This window comes from Azospirillum brasilense (genome assembly GCF_022023855.1).
GTDB lineage: Bacteria > Pseudomonadota > Alphaproteobacteria > Azospirillales > Azospirillaceae > Azospirillum > Azospirillum brasilense_F.
The window spans coordinates 2,724,931-2,744,096 of the sequence record NZ_CP059449.1 but is presented as its reverse complement, the minus strand read 5'-3'; the positions used below and the strand labels follow the sequence as shown (position 1 = coordinate 2,744,096).

Below are 19,166 nucleotides of genomic sequence, written 5' to 3'. Positions count from 1 at the left end.
ATTCTAGTTAAGGTCTACCGGCGCGCGTCGTTTCCTCCGGCGGGTTCCGGGTGGGCGGCGGGCAGCATGGGCGCCCCCGAAGGGCGCCGCAGCGGCGTGACAGGCAGCTTCGGTACGGCCATGCAGAGGTCTTCAAGCCCCGATCCGATCGACCTGGCGCCCAGCGGGTCCGCCACGGATTCGGTGGCTGTTCCGAAGCGTCTTCCCCTGCTGGCCCTGCTGGCCGCGCTTCTCCTGACCGCCCTCGCTTGGCACGACACCCGCCAGCGCGTCGCCGCGGACGCTGAAAGCCGCTTCGCCCTGCGGGTGGAGGAACTGCACCGCCGGTTCGAGAACCAGATCCAGGTCTATGTTCAGGTGACGCGCTCCGCCGCCGCCCTGTTCACCGCCTATCCGGAGGTGAAGCGCGCGGAATGGAACCGCTTCGTGGACGGGCTGCACCTCGCGGAGCGCTTCCCCGGCATCACCGCCGTCGCCTTCGCACGGGTTGCCGACCAATGGACGAGCCCGGAACTGGTGACGGAAGCCCGGATGGACGGGCTGCGAAACTTCCGCATCTGGCCGGAAGCGACCGGTCCGGTCCGGCTCGTCACCCTCTACGCCGCTCCGGTCAACGAAAGCACCCTGCGCACGCTCGGCTACGACCTGCTGTCGGAACCGGTCCGTCGCGCCGCCACGGAGCAGGCGCGGGACAGCGGCGAGCCGGCGGTCACCCGCGCCGTCGCCCTGCGGCTCGACGAGGGGGAAGCCTCGCCGCCCGCCTTCATCGTGTTCCAGGCCGTTTACCGCGACGGGCTGAGCCCCGCCACGCAGGAGCAGCGGCGGGCCACCCTCGCCGGGCTGGTGATGACCCCGATCCACGTCGCTCCGCTGGCCGAGTCCGTGTTCGGACGGATGAACGACGTCGCCGCGACGGTGTTCGAAGGACGGCGGGAGTTTCCGCTCTACCGCAGCCGCCCGGAGCCGTCGGAGCAGCCGTTGCTGACGGCGAGCCGGGACGTCACACTGGGCAGCCGCGTCTGGTCGGTCCAGTACGAGAGCCGTTCAAGCTTCGAGGACGCTGTGGACAGCTGGAAGCCGACGCTGGTCCTGGCGACGGGGCTGTCGCTCAGCGTTCTCCTGTCCACCCTGCTGTGGGCGCTGGCCGCGACGCGCGACCGGGCGCTGGTGATCGCCCGGCGCATCACCGCCTCGCTGCGCCGTCGCGAGACGGAACTGGATCTGCTGTTCAATCAGGCGCCGCTGGGCATCGCCCTCATCGGTCCGGACGCCAAGATCACTGACTGCAACCCGGCCTTCGCCCGCGCGGTCGGGGTGGGGCGTGACGGGCTGATCGGAATCGACACGAAGCTGCGCGCCCAGGACCCGGCGGTGATCGCCGCCATCGACTCCGCCATCGCCGGGGAGAGCGTGCGGCTGGAGGTCGACCGGCTGCTTCTGGCCGGTGGTCGGCACAGCCATTTCTCCCTTCACCTCCAGCCGGTGTCCACCCCCGGCGACCCGCCCTTCGTCATGGCCTTCGTGGAGGACATCGGCGACAAGCGGCGGGCCGAGCAGCACATTCACTATCTGGCCCATTACGATCCGCTGACCGGCCTGCCCAACCGGGTCCTGCTGTTCGACCGCATCGCCCAGGCAGCCCGGCAGGCGCGACGCGACGGTGGCAAGGTCGCCGTCCTGTTCATCGATCTGGACCATTTCAAGGTGATCAACGACAGCCTGGGCCACTCCTTCGGCGACGAGGTGCTGCGGTCGGTGGCGCGGCGGCTGCACGGTGGGATGCAGCCGACCGATACGGTGGGTCGGCTGGGCGGCGACGAGTTCCTGATCGTCGTGCCGACCATCCAGAAGGCCGCTGAGGCCGCTGCGGTGGCGGAAAAGGTGCTGGCTCAGCTCGCCGCGCCCTTCGCCATCGGCGGGCGGAACTTCGTGGTGTCGCCCAGCATCGGCATCAGCCTGTTCCCCGACGACGCGGAGGACGCCGAGGGACTGATCCGCTGCGCCGACATCGCGATGTACAACGCCAAGGACGCCGGGCGGAACGCCTACCGTTTCGTCACGCGCGAGATGGGCGCGCGGTCCCGCGAGCGTCTGGATCTGGAGGCGGCGCTGCGCCGTGCCCTGCAGAATCGGGAGCTGTTCCTCGTTTACCAGCCGCAGCTGCGCATTTCCGACGACCTCGTGGTCGGGGTGGAGGCTCTGTTGCGCTGGCGCCACCCGGAAGCCGGCCTCATCATGCCCAACCGTTTCCTGCCGGTGGCCGAGGAGACCGGCCTGATCCAGGCCATCGGCGATTGGGTGCTGGACGAGGTGTGCGCCCAGATCGGCCGCTGGCGCGACCAGATCGGTCTGGCGGTGCCGGTCGCCGTGAACGTCTCTGCACAGCAGTTCCGCGACGGCCAGCTTCCCGCCAAGGTGGCCGCCGCGCTCGACCGCAACGGCCTCCAAGGGTGGGAACTGGAGATAGAGGTCACCGAGGGCACCCTGATCGACGACATTCCGTCGGCTATCGCGACGCTGCGCGCGCTGAAGCAGCGTGGGTGCCTGATCGCGCTGGACGATTTCGGCACTGGCTACTCCTCGCTCAACTACCTGCACCGCTTTCCGATCGACAAGCTGAAGATCGACCGCTCCTTCATCCACGATCTCGAGCAGGACGGGGCCGGCGATTCCATTCCGCGGGCCATCGTTGGGCTGGGCCGCAGCCTGGGCCTGTCGGTGGTCGCCGAGGGTGTGGAGACGGAGGCGCAGCTCCAGCTTCTGCGCAGTCTCAAATGCGAGAGTTTCCAGGGCTATCTGTTCAGCCGCCCGGTCCTGGCGGAGGAACTGGAACCGATCCTGGCGCGGCGTGCTGCCCGCGGCCATCCCGCGTCGAAGGTGGAGCCGATGGCCAGGGTGCCGGTGTAGCGGCGGTCAGCGGGGAAAGGTCACCACACCTTCCTCCGCGGCTTGCCAAGCGGGCTTCGCGTTGTGGCCGATGGTGCTCCGCTCCTCGTCCATCCGGTCGCGATGGCGCTGCATCGATCGGCGGTGGCGGTTCAGCCCGGCCGCATCGCCGTCGCCCGACCCGTCATTGTCCCGCACCCAACCGCGCGCCACCGCCGTTCCGGCCAGGATCCCGAAGCCGGCGACCACCGCGGCGGTGATCCAGGGGTGCATCCTGGCCTCGGTGTAGAGGCTGGTTTCGCGCACGAGGCGATGCCGGCCGGCGCGCTCCCGCCCATCGTCGCCGTGGCTGTGCAGGGCGTCGTTGCGCGGGCGGAGCGGCCCGCCGGAGCGGATGACGCGCGGCAGGGTCCGCTCCATGATCCGGTCGGTGAGCCGCGGCGCGAAGGTCTCCGCCAGCGCGAACAGCTTGGCACCGCCGCCGACATAAAGGTCACGCATCGGCCGGCGGGCGCAATGCAGGATGGCCTTCGCCACGACCTCCGGCGCGTAGACCGGGGGCGGGTTGTTCGGCTCCACCTCCATCAGGTTCAGGGCATGGTCCTCGTACAGGCTGTCGACGGCCGCCGGCTTGATCAGGCTGACCGAGATGGGCAAGCCTTCCGCCTCCAGCTCCATGCGCAACGCGTCGGTGAAGCCCTTCACGGCGTGCTTTGTGGCGACATAGGCGCCCTGAAGCGGGATGGCGCGGTCGGACAGCACGCTGCCGATGTTGATCAGCGCCCCGCCGTTCCGCCGCAGGTGAGGGATGGCGGCCAGCGAGCCGTTGACCACGCCCCAGTAGTTCGTCTCGAACAGGCGGCGGTGGTCGTCCGGGGCGGTGTCCAGGAGCTTGCCGATGATCGCCACGCCGGCGTTGTTCACCCAGGTGTCGATCCGGCCATAGCTGCGGACCGCCGCGTCGGCCACCCGCCGCAGGGCATCGGGGTCGGCCACGTCGGCGACGCAGTGGATCGCGTCCCCGCCCGCGGCGCGAATCTCCTCGGCCGCCTGGGCGAGCGCGTCGCGGTCGCGGGCGACCAGGACGACCTTCGCGCCCTGCCGGGCGGCCATGCGGGCGGTGACCAGACCGATGCCGCTCGACGCGCCGGTGATGACGATCACCTGTTCGTCTATGGGTTTGAGCCGCGGTTGCATGGGTCTCCTTCCTCCATCGTTCGATTATCGGAATCGAGGCGTCATCCGCTGTGAACAGGCGGTGCGGCGGAGCGTTGCCGCCGGACGGTGCGTCCGGGCCACTCCGAAAGGAGGGTTGGCGGGTCAGCGAAGCGGCACAGCTTTACCGGAACCTGTCAGGCGGGGGAGGACACAGCGCCCATGCTCAAAACAGCCGCCAAAGCCGGCGGACTCGCCGACCGATTCCGCCGGGTGCGCGCCACCTCGGCGGAACTGGCCGTCGGGCTGTCGCCGGAGGATCAGGTGGTGCAGTCCATGCCGGACGCCAGCCCGGTCAAATGGCATCTGGCCCACACGACGTGGTTCTTCGAAACCTTTCTGCTGATCCCGAATCTGCCGGGCTACCGACCTTTCGATCCGGCCTTCGGCTATCTCTTCAACTCCTATTACGAAACCGTGGGGGCCCGCCATCCGCGGCCCCGGCGCGGTCTGGTGACGCGGCCCGGCGTGGCCGAGGTGGCGGCCTACCGCGACCATGTCGACGCCGCCATGCTGACCCTGCTGGAGCGTGGCGACGCCGAGCGGCTGGCCCCGCTGGTGACGCTCGGTCTTGCGCACGAGGAGCAGCATCAGGAACTGATCCTGATGGACCTGCTGCACCTCTTCTCCTGCAACCCGGTCGCGCCGGCCTATCGGCCCTTCCGCCCGGCCTTGCGCGGCCCCGCCCATGAGGGGCGCTGGATCGCGGTGGACGGCGGGATCGTCGCGGTCGGCCACGGCGGCGAGGGCTTCGCCTTCGACAACGAGGGGCCGCGGCACGAGGTGCTGCTGCGCCCCTTCCGCCTGTTCTCCCGCGCGGTGACCAACGGGGAGTGGCTGGCCTTCGTCGAGGACGGCGGCTATCGCAATCCGGCGCTCTGGCTGTCCGACGGCTGGGCCACGGTCAACACCGAGGGGTGGGAGGCGCCGGCCTACTGGCGGCGCGGTGAGGACGGCGGCTGGCGGGAGTTCACCCTGCTGGGCGAGCATCCGCTGGACGAGGGCGCGCCGGTCTGCCACGTCGGCTTCTACGAGGCCGACGCCTTCGCCCGCTGGGCCGGCAAGCGCCTGCCGACGGAGGCCGAGTGGGAAACCGCCGCCGCCGGCATTCCCGCCACCGGCAACACGCTGGGCAGCGGGCTGCTGCGCCCGGTGGCCGCCGCAGCGGACGAAGGGTTTGCCCAAATGTTCGGCGACGTCTGGGAATGGACGTCCGGCGCCTACAGCGGCTACCCGGGCTTCCGTCCCGCCGCCGGGGCGGTCGGCGAATACAACGGCAAGTTCATGGCCAACCAGTATGTGCTGCGCGGCGGATGCTGCGCCACGCCGGACGGCCATGCCCGCGCCACCTACCGGAATTTCTTCTATCCGCACCAACGCTGGATGTTCAGCGGCGTGCGCCTCGCGGAGGACGCCTGATGACCGCAATTTCCGCCGCCCGCGCCCATCCGGCGCCGGACGACGTGTTCCTGTCCGATGTGCTGGAGGGCCTGTCCCGCCCGGACAAGAGCCTGCCCTGCAAGTACTTCTACGACGCCGAGGGCTCGGCCCTGTTCGACGTGATCTGCACGCTTGACGAATACTACCCGACGCGGACCGAGACCGCGCTGCTGCACGACCGCGCGGATGAGATCGCCGCTCTTGCCGGGCGGGGCGCCACCTTGGTGGAACTGGGCAGCGGGTCGAGCGTCAAGGTGCGCATCCTGCTCGATGCGCTGGACGCGCCGGCCATGTATGTGCCGGTGGACATCAGCCGCGACCATCTGATCGCCGCCGCCGCCCGGCTGGCCGGCGACTACCCAGCGTTGACGGTGGTGCCGGTGGCCGCCGATTATGTGCGGGGCTTCGCCCTGCCGCGGGGCGTCGTGCCGGAACGGACGATGGCTTTCTTCCCCGGCAGCACCATCGGCAATTTCCGGCCTGCGGAGGCGATGACCTTCCTGAACACTCTCGGGCGGCGTCTCGGTTACGGGGCGCGGCTGCTGATCGGGGTTGACCTGCGCAAGGACCCGGCGGTGCTGGAGGCCGCCTACGACGACGCGCGCGGTGTGACCGCCGCCTTCAACATGAACCTGCTCGCCCGCATCAACCGCGAGCTGGACGGCACCTTCGATCTGGAGCGCTTCGCCCATGTCGCCCGCTACGACACGGCGCGTGGGCGGATCGAGATGCATCTGTGCAGCCTGGACGACCAGACCGTCCGCATCGCCGGCCATCCCATCCGCTTTGCCCGCGGCGAGACGATCCACACCGAGAACTCCTACAAATACTCCGTCCCCGGCTTCCGCCGCCTCGCCGCCCGCGCCGGCTGGCACACGGAGCGGAGCTGGACCGACGAGCAGAGCCTGTTCAGCCTGCACTGGATGGTTCGGCATGGCTGACCCCGTTTGGCACCGGGAACACCATATCCGGACCAGGGTTGAGTCCCGTCGAGACACCGCAACAACGGGACAGGCCCCATGACCAGCATCTTCGACCGGATCAAGCAGGACCACGACACCATCCGCCGCCTGCTCGACGCGGCCGAGAAAGCGGACGGCGACGGGCGCGCCGCCTACGAGGACTTGCAGCGCGAGCTGTGGGCCCATGGCAAGATCGAGGAGGCCGTCTTCTACCAGTCGCTGTCCAAGGCGAAGAACACCAAGCAGGAAACCACCGAAGGACTGAACGAGCACCACATCATCAACGGCTTCCTCGACGAGCTGAACGCCATGCCCGCCGACAGCACGGCCTGGAAGGCGAAGCTCCAGGTGCTCGGCGAAGTCACCCGTCACCACCTCGACGAGGAGGAGGAGGAGCTGTTCGAGGAGGCCAAGAAGGCGCTCGACGACAAGCGCGCCGAGGAACTCGGCAGCATCTACGGGGAGCGCAAGAAGCAGATGCTGGCCGCCCTGGCCCCGTTGCCCAAGAGCGCATAACCAGCGCGTAACGCCAAGCGCGACGGCGTTCGAGTGAAAGAGTGGACCGCAGTCTCTTGCGTCGGGGCTTCCCGCCGTGACAGGCTGCGGTCATCCGTTCCGCTGCACGAACCGTCGCCATGCCCCCGATCGCCAAGCCCGCCCCGAAATCCGCCGCCGGCTCGCTCGCCTCCTTCGCGCCCTGGGCGGGGGAAAGCGGGGTCCGCGTCTATCTGAGGCCGGTCGGGCTGCTGCCCATCGCCGCCTGGAGCGCCGGGGCGGCGGTGCCGTTGGCCGGCGGGCGCTTTTCCTTCACCACCGCCCAGTTGATCGTCCGACAGGGGGCGCGGATCGAGCGGGCCTTCGCGCCGCTGACCGAAATCATGGCCTGGGGGTGGGAGCGCGGCACCACCGTGGCGCAGAGCCTCGACAAGCGGCTGGGCGCGCTGACCCGCGGAAGGGCGCCGTTCGGCGGGCTGGACCTCGGGCGCCCGCGCATCATGGCGATTGTCAACGTGACGCCGGACAGCTTTTCCGACGGTGGCGACTTCTTCGACGCCGGGACCGCCATCGCCCACGGCGAAGCGATGCTGGAGGCCGGCGCCGACCTGCTGGACGTCGGCGGCGAATCCACCCGTCCCGGCTCCGCCCCCGTGTCGCCCGAGGAGGAGGAGGCCCGAGTCCTGCCGGTGGTCCGCCACTTCGCGGCCAAGGGCGCCGTGGTGTCGGTGGACACGCGGCATACGCGGGTTATGCGCGCGGCGCTCGACGCCGGTGCGGTGCTGATCAACGACGTGGCCGGTCTGCGCGATCCCGGCGCGCTGCCACTGGTGGTGGAGAAGGCGGCACCGGTGGTCGTCATGCACATGCGGGGCGAACCCGGCACCATGCAGCAGAATCCGGTCTATGACGACGCGGCGCTTGACGTGTTCGACTGGCTGGAGGAGCGGGTGGAGGCCTGCCTCGCCGCCGGGGTGGCGCTGGAGCGCATCGCCATCGATCCCGGGATCGGCTTCGGCAAGACGGTGGAGCACAATCTCGACATCCTGCGCCACACCGCCCTTTATCACGGGCTGGGCTGCGCCCTGCTGATCGGGCTGTCGCGCAAGACCCTGATCGGCAAGCTGTCGCGCAGCGAGCCGCCGAAGGAACGTCTGGCCGGCTCGCTGGCCGGGGGGCTGGAAACGCTGAACCAGGGCGCGCAGATCCTGCGTGTGCATGACGTTCCCCAAACGATCCAGGCGCGCGCCGTCTGGGAGGGGCTGCATCCTGCAAGGGTGCCGTGATCGAAGCGCGCACGTAATCCTTTGGCGTCTGCGCGGAAGGGTTCTTGACCCTGCCCCCGCGGCAAGCGATGACCTTCTCACCACATCCGCGATTGCGGTACAGTGACTGGCCTATTCCTGAGGGATTTCATGACGCGACACCTGTTCGGCACCGACGGCATCCGTGGCACCGCCAACATCGACCCGATGACGGCGGAAACCGCCCTGCGCGTCGCGATGGCGTCCGCTTTGCAGTTCCGCCGGGGTGACCACCGGCACCGTGTGGTGATCGGCAAGGACACCCGTCTGTCGGGTTATCTTCTGGAGCCGGCGCTGACCGCGGGCTTCATCTCCATGGGCATGGACGTGGTGCTGCTCGGCCCGCTGCCGACGCCCGCCGTCGCCATGCTGACGCGCTCGCTTCGCGCCGACCTCGGCGTGATGATCTCCGCCTCGCACAACCCGTATCAGGACAACGGCATCAAGCTGTTCGGGCCGGACGGCTACAAGCTGTCGGACGCGGTGGAGATCGCCATCGAGACGCGCATGGGTCAGCCCTTCGCGCCGGACCTCGCCGGCTCCGCCGATCTCGGCCGCGCCTCGCGCCTTGAGGATTCGACGGGCCGCTACATCGAGTATGTGAAGAACACCTTCCCGCGCGGCCTGCGGCTGGACGGGCTGAAGATCGTCGTGGACTGCGCCAATGGCGCCGCCTACCGCGTCGCCCCGAAGGTTCTGTACGAGCTGGGGGCCGACGTCATCCCTGTCGGGGTCAACCCGGACGGCCTGAACATCAACAAGGACTGCGGCGCCACCGCCACCCGGACCCTGCAGGAGCAGGTGGTGGCCCATGGCGCCCATCTGGGCATTGCGCTAGACGGCGACGCCGACCGCCTGATCATGGTCGACGAGGCCGGGCGCGTCGTCGACGGCGATCAGGTGATGGCGCTGATCGCCTCCTCCTGGGCGCAGGCGCAGACGCTGAAGGGCGGCGGCGTGGTCGCCACGGTGATGTCCAACCTGGGCATGGAACGGCACCTTCAGGGGCTGGGCATCGCGCTGGTCCGTACCCCGGTCGGCGACCGCTATGTGGTGGAACATATGCGCGAGCACGGCTACAACGTCGGTGGGGAGCAGTCGGGGCACGTCGTGCTGTCCGACTACTCCACGACCGGCGACGGGCTGATCGCCGCACTCCAGGTCCTGGCGGTGCTGATCCAGTCCGGCGGGCGGGCGGCCAGCGAGGTCTGCCAGGTCTTCGCCCCGGTGCCGCAGAAGCTGACCAACGTCCGCTTCGCCGCCGGTTCGAAGCCGCTGGAGATCGCCTCCGTCCAGGCGGCGATCCGCGACGGCGAGGCGCGGCTGAACGGATCGGGACGCATCCTGATCCGCAAGTCGGGGACCGAGCCGGTGATCCGCGTCATGGCGGAAGGCGACGACGAAGGGCTGGTGCACGCGGTGGTGGCCGACATTGCCGGCGCCATCACGGACGCTGCCCGGCTGGAGACCGCCTCCTAAGGCCAACCCTCCAACCAGACGACCAGACGGAAGCAATCCCGATGCAGGCCCACCCGATCAACGGCCGTGTTCTCATCGTCGCCGGGTCCGATTCCGGCGGCGGTGCCGGCATCCAGGCGGACATCAAGGCGGTCAGCGCGCTGAACGCCTTCGCCATGACCGCCATCGCGGCGCTGACCGCGCAGAACACGACGGGGGTCTATGGCGTGCTGCCCGTTGACCCGGCCTTCGTCGCCCTGCAGATGAAGGTGGTGCTGGAGGATCTCGGGGCCGACAGCATCAAGATCGGCATGCTCGCCAACGCCGCCGTCATCGAGGCGGTGGCCGGCGAGTATGAGGCGCGGGCGATCAATGTCCCCCTGGTCGTCGATCCGGTGATGGTGTCGAAGAGCGGCCATTTCCTTCTGGAGCCGGACGCCGTGCAGACCCTGCGCAAGCGCCTGCTGCCCCATGCGGAGCTGGTCACCCCGAACCTGCCGGAGGCCGAGGCGCTGACCAACATCCCGGTGCGCAACCTGGACGATATGCGCCGCGCCGCCGAGATGATCCGCACCTTCGGGCCGAAGGCCGTCCTGCTGAAGGGCGGTCATCTGGAGGACGAGCGGCTGTGCGACCTGCTGCTCACCGAGGATGGCGAGGAGGTGTTCGAGGGGCGGCGCATCCACACCCCGCACACCCACGGCACCGGCTGCACCCTGGCCTCGGCCATCGCCGCCGGCATTGCCCAGGGGTTGGGCGTGCGCGATTCGGTGGCCCGCGCCCGCGCCTATGTGGACGAGGCCATCCGCTCCGCCCCCGGTTTCGGGCACGGCCACGGCCCGTTGAACCACCTGCACACGGTCCGGCCGTTCCCGTAAGGGCGCGGCCGTTCCGTCTCCTCACACGATCGACAGCATCGCTGTCTGCGGATTCTCGAGCAGGTCGGCCAGCGTGCGCAGGCCGCGCGCCAGCTCGTCCCGGCTGTGCGGGTGGCAGAGGCCCAGCCGCACGGCGTGGGGCGCGCTGGCCCGGCCCACGGCGAACACGTCGCCGCCGGTCACCTTAACGCCGCGGCGCATCGCCTCGGCGATGAAGTCGTCGCGCCGCCAGGGTTCGGGCAGGACCAGCCAGAGATGCTGCGCCGACGCGTGTCCGCAGACGGCGCTGGCAGGCAGGATGGAGCGGGCGATCTGCTGGCGCGCGATGGCTTCCCCGCGCTGGGCTTCGGCGATGCGGTCGGCGCTGCCGTCGGTGATCCAGCGTGTCGCGACCTCCGGCGGCAGGGGCGGGGAGGAGTATTGCAGGGCGCGGATGACCGCCTCGACCCGCGGCACCAGGGCCGGCGGAGCGACGACGTAGCCGACGCGCAGGCCGGCGGACACGCTCTTGGACAGGCTGTTCACGTAGACGGTGACGTCCGGGGCGATGGCCTGGATGGGCTTCACGTCATGCACCAGGAAGCCGAACACGTCGTCCTCCACCAGCATCACCCCGTAGCGGCGGGCGATGGTCGCGATCTCCATGCGTCGGGCCTGCGGCATGACGGAGGCGGTGGGGTTGTGCAGGGTCGGCACCAGATACAGCGCCCTGGGCGCCAGACGGCGGCAGGCGCTGTCGAAACTGTCCGGGACCACACCATGGTCGTCGATGGCGATGCCCTCCAGATGGTAGCCCTCGACCGCGCTCAGCGTCTTCATGCCGTAATTGGTCAGCCGCTCCGTCAGCACGACGTCGCCGGGACGAGCCACCGCGGCCAGCGCCACCGCCATGGCGTTCTGCGCGCCGGTGGTCAGCAGGACGGTGTCGGGTGAAGCCGCCGCCCGGTGCTGACGGCTGAGCCATTGCGCCCCGGCTGCGCGGTGGGCGGGCAGGCCGGCGTGCGGCGCGTATTCCAGCAGCGCCCCAAGATTCGGCGACGCGCCGATGGCGGCCAGGGTGGCGCCCATCATCGGCACCGACATCGGGTGCTCCGGAGTCACGACCGTCATGTTGATAACCGAGGGTTCGGGTCGCGGCGTCCAGCTGAAGGGGTCTGAGGGGGGCATGTGCCGCTGCCCCTGCACGAAGGTACCGCGCCCGACCTCGCCGCCGATCAACCCGCGCTTTTCCGCCTCCGTGTAGGCGCGGGTGATGGTGCCGACGGTGACGCCGAGGCGGTAGGCGAGGTCGCGGTGGGTGGGGAGCCGTGTGCCCGGAGCGAGCCGGCCGCCGGCGATGTCATCGGACAGGGCATCGGCGATGGCGCGGTAACGGGGGCCTTGCCGGCCCTCCAGATCAGGAACCCAATTTGTCATAGGGACAATGATGACATTGTACCAATCCTTCGGCAAGTGTCACCGCATTGTCGCCATTGTGCGTGTCCGGTTGCGTTGCGCGTCCGGGAACCCGGATGGCTGGGCGGGCGTTGCAGTCAGGACCGCCCGGCGCCGCTTCGGCATCCCTTTCGCGCCGGGCACAGCCGGGAGACTTCAGGCATGAGCGCCGAAAACGCCATCCGACACACCTACGACCGCTTCTTTGGAGGCGCGCGGAACCTCGGGCCGCTGGAACGCGCCGTGTCCACCGGCCTCGGCCTCGTCATGGCGGCGGGCGGCGTGCGCCGCGGCGCCGACGTGCGGGGCGCCATCATGGGGCTGGCCGGCGCCGCCCTGGTGGCCCGCGGCATGAGCGGCCATTGCCCGCTGAAGGCGATGGTGGCGGACGAGGACCACGACCGTCTGTCCGGTCCGCGCTCGGAGCGCTACAGCCCCGGCGAAGGGCCCCTGGAGCGCACGCCGGCCCGCACCGGGTCCTATTCCTGACGCAGCGGGACGGTCGGGAGGACGATGGTCACGAGGACGAGGAAGCGGCGCGGCGCCGCCGCTTCCACTCCTTCCAGCGCCGCTCGCCGCGCACCAGCGCGCGGTTGATCGGCGGGCGAAGGAACGGAACGTCGTAGGCGAGCAGAACGAGGCCGAGGGGCAGCATCCAGATGCCCAGAACGGGCAGGAAGCTGAACAGCCCGCCGAGAATCAGCAGCAGCCCGGCGGGGACGCGCACCCAGGTCGCCCGCGGCTCGCGGAGCCAAGCCAGCACCCGCGCCATGGAGTCGGGAAGCTTCTCCTGGATGCGATCCACCCGCCGTTCGAGGCGTCTGTGGTGCTGGTCGCTCAACGCGGCACTCTCCATCTTGTTGATCCGGCTCTGAAGGTTGTTGACGGAAAACGCGGCGCCCCGGCCTGTCGGAACTGTGCGCTCCAGCCGCCATATGGGAACAGGCGCGCGTGTTCCAAGCTCCCGTTCGTGTGGAACCTGTGACCGGGCGGGCATCTTGAAAGGCGCCGGCCACACGGCCAACTATTAGGGCAATCAGGGTCCGGGCCCCTCTGGCAGCTGAGTCGTCGGCCGCGATGTCGGACCTCTTCATCTGCTTTTGCGCCGACGGGCGTGACCGCATCTGGAGGGTTTCTTCGATGGACAGCGCAGCCACACCGTCCCGCCGCCGCTTTGCCGCGGCCGATCCGCTGCCATGTGCCCGCCGCCGGTCCGAGGCTTGCCGGTCAAAGGCCCGCCGGTCAAAGGCTTGAACGAGGGAGTTTTCGCAATGTTCGACCAGTATCCCAACCAGAGTCGTTGGGGCGCCGGCGCCGCGGGCGTGGACCGTGCGGCGTTCGACGAGGGCCTGCGCAAGCACATGCTGCGGGTTTACAACTTCATGATGCTCGGCCTTGGCGTGACCGGTCTGGTGGCGCTGTTCGTGGCGAGCACGCCGGCGCTGTATGTGCCGATCTTCACGACCCCGCTGAAGTGGGTGGTGATGCTGGCGCCGCTGGCCTTCATCATGGTGCTGTCCTTCCGTTTCCACGCGATGTCGGCGAGCGCGCTGCAGGGGCTGTTCTGGGCCTTCTGCGCGGTGATGGGCGTGTCGATGGCGTCGATCTTCCTGGTCTTCACCGGGGCCAGCGTGGCGCGGGTGTTCTTCATCACCGCGGCGATGTTCGCGGCGATGAGCCTGTGGGGCTACACCACCAAGGCCGACCTGTCGAAGATGGGCTCGTTCCTGATGATGGGCCTGATCGGCATCGTCATCGCCAGCCTGGTCAACATCTTCATCGGCTCCAGCGCCCTGCAGTTCGCCGTCTCGGTGCTCGGCGTGGTCATCTTCACCGGCCTGACCGCCTACGACACCCAGCGCATCAAGGAGGAGTACGCCGAGGGCTACGGCCATGAGGCCAACACCAAGCTCGCCGTCATGGGCGCCCTCTCGCTCTACCTGAACTTCATCAACCTCTTCCAGATGCTCCTCCAGCTCATGGGCAACCGCGAGTAACGGGACCGCATCCGGCGCCATACACGGTGCTTTGCCGGGCCGGCCGCTTTCCGCGGTCGGCCTTTTTCATGTCTGGCCAACCTCCGGGATTCGTCCGTCCGGACTGCCGCGCTCGGGCCGGGTGGCCATATGGCTGCGCCGCACGTTGTTAAAGCCGTTTCGAACAGCACGTCTCTGGGAGCGGCCATGAGGGACCGGATTCGCCATTACTGGGCATTTCTCCGCGCCAGCCTGTGGTGCGTTCCCTTCGTGATGGGCGGGGTGGCGGCGGCGCTGGCGATCGCGCTGCTGACCTGGGGGCGTGGCGCCGTGGAGAACGCCACGGATTACTGGCTCCTCTACGCCGGGGACGCCGACAACGCGCGCCAGCTTCTGTCGTCGCTGCTGACCGGCATGATCACCATGACGTCGCTGGTCGTGTCGATCACCATGGTCGTCCTGACCCTGGCGGCCGGCCAGATCGGCCCGCGCCTGATCCGCAACTTCATCCAGGATTGGACGACCCAGGCGGTGCTGGGCCTCTTCCTGGCCGACATCGTCTATCTGCTGGTCGTCTTCCGGACCATCGACGGCAACCAGGCCGATCGGGTGCCCCATCTGGCGGTCAGCGTCGGAACCGGGCTGACGGCCCTGTGCCTGTTCGTTCTGCTGGTCTACGTCCACAAGCTCGCCCGCTCGATCATCTACGACAATGTGGTGCAGCGGGTGGCGGCGGATCTGCGCGAGGTGACCGCGGCCCTGCTTCCCGAGCGCGGCGACAGCCCCCCGGAGACGCCCCCCGACCTGCGCGGCGATTTCGCCTGGGTCGACCTCGGCCAGGATGGGTACGTCCAGGCGATCGACCTGGACGGCCTGGTCGCCACCGCCCAAAACGCCGATTCGGTGATTCGCCTTGATATCCGACCCGGCCATTACGTCATCGGCGGCGGCGAGCATGTGGCCGTGTTTCCGGCCGGCGCCTGCACGGCGGACCTGTCGAAGGCGATCCGCGGCGCCTTCATCGTCGGTTCCGAGCGCACCCCGACCCAGGATGTGGAGTTCGGCATCCGCCAGCTGGTGGAGATGGCCACCCGCGCCCTGTCGCCAGGCATCAACGACGTGTTCACCGCCCTGGCGGTGATCGACAACCTATCGGCCTCGATGGCCCGTATCTTCGACCGCGCGATCGAGCCGGCGGTTCTGCGCGACTCCGCCGGAACGGTCCGGGTCTTGCGGGACGTGACCGGATACGACGGCTTCGTCGGTGCCGGCTTCGATCAGATCCGGCAGGCGGGAAGCGGAAACGCCGCGGTGCTCATCCGGCTCGTCGACGCCATTCTGCGGCTGGCCCCGCGCGTCCACTCGGACGCCCAGCGGGACCCGCTGCGGGAGCAGCTGGACATGATCCTTGAAGCGGGCGAGCGGAACATCGCGATTCCCCGCGACCTGGCCATTCTCCGGGACCGCTGGAGGCAGGCGACCGAGCGGCTGGCGCGCTGACGCCCGCCGGACCGCGCGTCGCATCCGGCGCGAGGCGGCGGGTGTGGCCGCTGGGATACATCCGATATCGGAAATGTAATGGTGACAATAACGACATTGACCGGCGCGATTGTGTCGACATAATCGCCATTGTCTCGATTGTTCGGGGCTGAATGTTTTGACGAAGGAGGTTCATCATGCGCACCATGGAAGCGGCCCGCCCGTCCGGATCGTCCTCGTTCACGACCGTCCTCAAGGTCATCGCGCGCGCCCTCACCGTCGGCATCCGCCCCGTCTGGTTCGTGATGGAGGCCGGCCTGAACGGCTACGAGCGGTGGCGGCAGCGGCAGGCGCTGATGCGGCTGGACGACCATCTGCTGAAGGACATCGGCGTGTCCCGCGCCGACGTGGACAGCGAGGTCAGCAAGCCCTTCTGGCGGGGTTGAGCCGATGAGCGCCGATGCGATCCTCTACGCCGTCGAGCCCGACCTGACCGCCGACGCCTTCATCGACGTGCTCCACCGCTCCGGGCTGGCCGAACGCCGGCCCGTGGCGGACCGCCCGCGGGTGGAGGCGATGCTGCGCAACACCGGCCTGATCGTCACCGCCCGCGACGCGGACGGAGCGTTGGTTGGCGTCGCCCGGTCGGTAACCGATTTCGCCTTCTGCTGCTACCTGTCCGACCTCGCCGTCGACCGCGCCTTCCAGGGGCGCGGCATCGGTAAGGAGCTGATGCGCCGCACCCGCGCCGCGGTGGGAGAGGGCGTGACCTGCCTTCTCCTGTCGGCGCCCAAGGCGGTCACCTTCTACGAGGCGGCGGGGATGGAGCGGCACGCCCAGGCGTTCCTGTTCACCGAGAAACCCTAAGGAGGCACCGTGCGCCTTCCCCTGTACCAGGTCGATGCCTTCGCGGACGCGGTGTTCGCGGGCAACCCGGCGGCGGTCGTGCCGCTGGAGGACTGGCTTCCCGACGCGACGCTCCAGGCCATCGCCGCGGAAAACAACCTGTCGGAAACCGCCTTCCTCGTCCGCCGCGGCGACGGCTACGAGATCCGTTGGTTCACCCCGGCGGTCGAGGTGGATTTGTGCGGCCACGCCACGCTGGCCTCGGCCTTCGTCATCGCGACGATGCTGGAGTGGGGCTGCCCGCGCATCGACTTCACCACCCGCAAGGCCGGCACCCTCGGCGTCACCCGCAACGGCGACCTCTACACGCTGGATTTCCCCAGCCGCCCGCCGGAAGCGCTCGCCGAACCTCCGGCCGGCCTGCTCGACGCGCTGGGCGGGCCACCGCCGACGGCGCTGCTGAAGGCGCGCGACCTCGTGGTCGTGTATGACGACGAGGCGACGGTGCGCGGCCTGACCCCCGACATGAGCGCCCTGGCCCGGCTGGAGGATTTCTACGCGGTCATCGTGACGGCGCCGGGCAGCGGCGGCGTGGACTTCGTCTCCCGCTTCTTCGCGCCGGCCCAGGGGATTCCCGAAGACCCGGTGACCGGCTCCGCCCATTGCACGCTGATCCCCTATTGGGCGCAGCGGCTGGGCAAGGAGCGGCTGAAGGCCTGGCAGGTTTCGGCCCGCGGCGGTTCCCTGTCCTGTGAACTGGTGGGCGACCGTGTGAAGATCGCCGGGAAAGCGGTTCTCTATATGGATGGCGCCATCTACATTTAGCGCCGTCCATACGAGGACCAATGGAACGGGAGGGCAGCGGGCATGGCGGGGCGTTACTTCGAGGATTTCCGCGTCGGTGACGTGATCGACACCGAAGGGGCGACGGTCACCGACAGCCAGATCATGGATTTCGCCCAGCGCTTCGACCCGCAACCCTTCCACATGGACGCGGTGGCCGCCGCGGAGGGGCCGTTCGGCGGGCTGATCGCCAGCGGCTTCCACACCCTGTCCCTGACCTTCCGGCTGTTCCGCGACACCGGGGCCATCACCGGCACCAGCCTGGGCGGCTCGGGCGGCGACGAACTGCGCTGGCTGCGCCCGGTGCGGCCCGGCGACACGCTGCGGGTCCGGGTCGAGGTGGTGGAGGCCATCCCGTCCCGCCGCGGTGACCGTGGCACCGTCCGGCTGGCCTACACCACGCTGAACCAGCATGGCGAGGCGGTGATGACCATCACCTTGAACCACATCGTGGCCACCCGCAGCGTTCCGGCCGAATAAGAAGGACAAGCGCGGCCTGTTCCGTCGCGCGTCTTGATCCGCAGGCCCGGCCCCTGTATAGCCTCGCCCCTTCCATCACGGCGGGGGTTCCCATGACGGCTTGCGGCCTCGATTTCGGCACGTCCAACACCACGCTCGGCGTGCGGACGGCGTCCGCGGCTGCCGGCACGGGAGGGGGCGGCTACGGCCTGCTTGCCCTCGACGGCGCGCGGACGACCCTGCCCAGCGCTGTCTTCTTCGATTTCGAAGCCGACGCGGTGACGGTCGGGCAGGCGGCCATCGACGCCTATGCATCGGGCGTCGAGGGGCGTTTGATGCGCTCCATCAAGTCGATGTTGGGCACCGACCTGATCGACGCCGACACCGCGCTACGCAAGGGCCGGATCACTTTCCGCGCGGTCATCGCCACCTTCCTGGCGGCGGTCAAGGACCGGGCGGAGACGACGCTCGGCGGCGAACTGACCGACGTGGTGCTCGGGCGCCCGGTGCATTTCGTGGACGGCGACCCAGCGGGTGACGCCGCAGCGGAGGAGGCGCTGGGCGAGATCGCCCGCTCCGTCGGTTTCCGCGGCATCTCCTTTCAATACGAGCCCATTGCCGCCGCGCTCGACTACGAGCAGCAGGTCGAGCGGGAGGAACTGGCCCTGATCGCCGACATCGGCGGCGGCACATCGGACTTCTCCATCGTCCGCATCGGGCCGGAGCGGCGCGGGCGGGCCGACCGCAGTGCCGACATCCTGGCCAACGACGGCATCCGCGTCGGCGGCACCGACTTCGACCGCGACCTGTCGCTGGCGACGGCCATGCCGCTGCTGGGCCACGGCAGCGCCATGAAGCGCCCCGGTCTGCTGGCCCCCAAGCATCTGTTCTTCGATCTGGCGACCTGGTCGAAGATCAACTTCCTCTACACCGCCAAGGCGATGGCCGACCTGGAGCGCCTGCAGCGCGATTCCGCCACCCCTGACCGCATCGAGCGGCTGATTGGCGTGGTCGAGCATCGGCTGGGCCACGCCCTGGCCATGGCGGTGGAGCGCACCAAGATCGCCCTGTCGGACGGGCCGGAGGCCGGCCTGCTGCTGGATTGGGGCGGCGGCGGCATGACGCGCCCGGTGTCGGTGGACGAGTTGAACGAGGCGACGGCGATCCTGGCCGGCCGCATCGGCGGGCGGGTGCGCGCCTGTCTGGCAGAGGCCGGCACGCTGCCGGCGGACATCGACGCTGTGTTCCTGACCGGCGGCTCCACGCTGCTGCCGCAGGTGCGGGCGGCCATCCTGGCCGAACTGCCAGGCGCCCGTGTGGTGGAGGGCAACATCTTCGGCTCGGTCGGGACCGGCCTGACCATCGAGGCGGCGCGGCGTTTCGGCGCCGCCGCCTGAGGACGTCCCTCAAGTCCCGGACATGAAAAAGCCCACCGACGGTGTCGTCGGTGGGCTTTTTCGTGCTCTGCTCCGTGGCTCAGCCCTCCGGTGG

The 19,166-nt window shown here is 69.3% G+C and carries 18 protein-coding genes; 15 read left to right on the top strand and 3 right to left on the bottom strand.

Annotated elements, in window-relative coordinates; genetic code table 11:
• Positions 1–66 precede the first annotated feature (66 nt).
• On the top strand, positions 67–2,907 hold the full coding sequence (locus H1Q64_RS13070; protein ID WP_237903823.1) for an EAL domain-containing protein: 2,841 nt from the start codon (positions 67–69) through the stop codon (positions 2,905–2,907).
• A 6-nt stretch (positions 2,908–2,913) separates the two neighbouring features.
• Here H1Q64_RS13070 and H1Q64_RS13065 read toward each other — a convergent pair whose 3' ends face one another.
• Positions 2,914–4,083, bottom strand: coding sequence for an SDR family oxidoreductase (locus H1Q64_RS13065; protein ID WP_237903822.1), 1,170 nt, complete (start codon positions 4,081–4,083; stop codon positions 2,914–2,916).
• A gap of 180 nt (positions 4,084–4,263) precedes the next feature.
• Between H1Q64_RS13065 and egtB the strand changes: the two genes are divergently transcribed.
• The 6 genes from egtB to thiD all read left to right on the top strand — a co-directional run bounded on the left by egtB (position 4,264) and on the right by thiD (position 10,638).
• Positions 4,264–5,520: an ergothioneine biosynthesis protein EgtB gene (gene egtB / locus H1Q64_RS13060; RefSeq protein ID WP_237903821.1), complete on the top strand. Its 1,257-nt coding sequence runs from the start codon at positions 4,264–4,266 to the stop codon at positions 5,518–5,520.
• A complete protein-coding gene (gene egtD / locus H1Q64_RS13055) occupies positions 5,520–6,482 on the top strand; it encodes an L-histidine N(alpha)-methyltransferase (RefSeq protein WP_237903820.1) in 963 nt (320 codons plus the stop codon). The genes egtB and egtD overlap by 1 nt, the downstream gene beginning before the upstream one ends.
• A 78-nt stretch (positions 6,483–6,560) precedes the next feature.
• Complete coding sequence (locus H1Q64_RS13050; RefSeq protein ID WP_014240091.1) at positions 6,561–7,019, top strand: hemerythrin domain-containing protein; 459 nt, start codon at positions 6,561–6,563, stop codon at positions 7,017–7,019.
• Between the two features lie 119 nt (positions 7,020–7,138).
• On the top strand, positions 7,139–8,284 hold the full coding sequence (gene folP, locus H1Q64_RS13045) for a dihydropteroate synthase (protein WP_237903819.1): 1,146 nt from the start codon (positions 7,139–7,141) through the stop codon (positions 8,282–8,284).
• 129 nt (positions 8,285–8,413) lie between these two features.
• Positions 8,414–9,781, top strand: coding sequence for a phosphoglucosamine mutase (gene glmM, locus H1Q64_RS13040; protein ID WP_103040645.1), 1,368 nt, complete (start codon positions 8,414–8,416; stop codon positions 9,779–9,781).
• Positions 9,782–9,822: 41 nt separating this feature from the next.
• Positions 9,823–10,638, top strand: a complete 816-nt coding sequence (gene thiD / locus H1Q64_RS13035) for a bifunctional hydroxymethylpyrimidine kinase/phosphomethylpyrimidine kinase (RefSeq protein ID WP_175426461.1) — start codon at positions 9,823–9,825, stop codon at positions 10,636–10,638.
• A gap of 21 nt (positions 10,639–10,659) precedes the next feature.
• Here the strand turns inward: thiD and H1Q64_RS13030 are convergent, their stop codons facing one another.
• On the bottom strand, positions 10,660–12,054 hold the full coding sequence (locus H1Q64_RS13030) for a PLP-dependent aminotransferase family protein (RefSeq protein WP_237903818.1): 1,395 nt from the start codon (positions 12,052–12,054) through the stop codon (positions 10,660–10,662).
• A 180-nt stretch (positions 12,055–12,234) separates the two neighbouring features.
• Between H1Q64_RS13030 and H1Q64_RS13025 the strand changes: the two genes are divergently transcribed.
• Positions 12,235–12,561, top strand: coding sequence for a YgaP family membrane protein (locus H1Q64_RS13025; RefSeq protein WP_137140361.1), 327 nt, complete (start codon positions 12,235–12,237; stop codon positions 12,559–12,561).
• Positions 12,562–12,589: 28 nt separating this feature from the next.
• Here H1Q64_RS13025 and H1Q64_RS13020 read toward each other — a convergent pair whose 3' ends face one another.
• Positions 12,590–12,913: a hypothetical protein gene (locus H1Q64_RS13020; protein WP_035673054.1), complete on the bottom strand. Its 324-nt coding sequence runs from the start codon at positions 12,911–12,913 to the stop codon at positions 12,590–12,592.
• A gap of 430 nt (positions 12,914–13,343) precedes the next feature.
• On the opposite strand from H1Q64_RS13020, the gene H1Q64_RS13015 reads away from it, so the two are divergent.
• The 7 genes from H1Q64_RS13015 to H1Q64_RS12985 all read left to right on the top strand — a co-directional run bounded on the left by H1Q64_RS13015 (position 13,344) and on the right by H1Q64_RS12985 (position 19,072).
• Entirely contained in the window at positions 13,344–14,069 is a 726-nt protein-coding gene (locus H1Q64_RS13015) for a Bax inhibitor-1/YccA family protein (RefSeq protein WP_059398723.1), read from the top strand.
• Between the two features lie 186 nt (positions 14,070–14,255).
• Positions 14,256–15,548 carry a DUF2254 domain-containing protein gene (locus tag H1Q64_RS13010; protein WP_237903817.1) on the top strand — a complete coding sequence of 431 codons (1,293 nt, stop codon included), beginning with the start codon at positions 14,256–14,258 and terminating at the stop codon, positions 15,546–15,548.
• Positions 15,549–15,724: 176 nt separating this feature from the next.
• Positions 15,725–15,973 (top strand): DUF1127 domain-containing protein, encoded by a 249-nt coding sequence (locus tag H1Q64_RS13005; RefSeq protein ID WP_237903816.1) that lies wholly within the window; start codon positions 15,725–15,727, stop codon positions 15,971–15,973.
• 4 nt (positions 15,974–15,977) lie between these two features.
• Entirely contained in the window at positions 15,978–16,394 is a 417-nt protein-coding gene (locus H1Q64_RS13000) for a GNAT family N-acetyltransferase (protein ID WP_237903815.1), read from the top strand.
• A 9-nt stretch (positions 16,395–16,403) separates the two neighbouring features.
• Positions 16,404–17,198, top strand: a complete 795-nt coding sequence (locus tag H1Q64_RS12995; RefSeq protein ID WP_237903814.1) for a PhzF family phenazine biosynthesis protein — start codon at positions 16,404–16,406, stop codon at positions 17,196–17,198.
• 42 nt (positions 17,199–17,240) lie between these two features.
• On the top strand, positions 17,241–17,696 hold the full coding sequence (locus H1Q64_RS12990) for a MaoC family dehydratase (RefSeq protein WP_014240103.1): 456 nt from the start codon (positions 17,241–17,243) through the stop codon (positions 17,694–17,696).
• A 92-nt stretch (positions 17,697–17,788) separates the two neighbouring features.
• Positions 17,789–19,072, top strand: a complete 1,284-nt coding sequence (locus H1Q64_RS12985; protein ID WP_237903813.1) for an Hsp70 family protein — start codon at positions 17,789–17,791, stop codon at positions 19,070–19,072.
• Positions 19,073–19,166 lie beyond the last annotated feature (94 nt).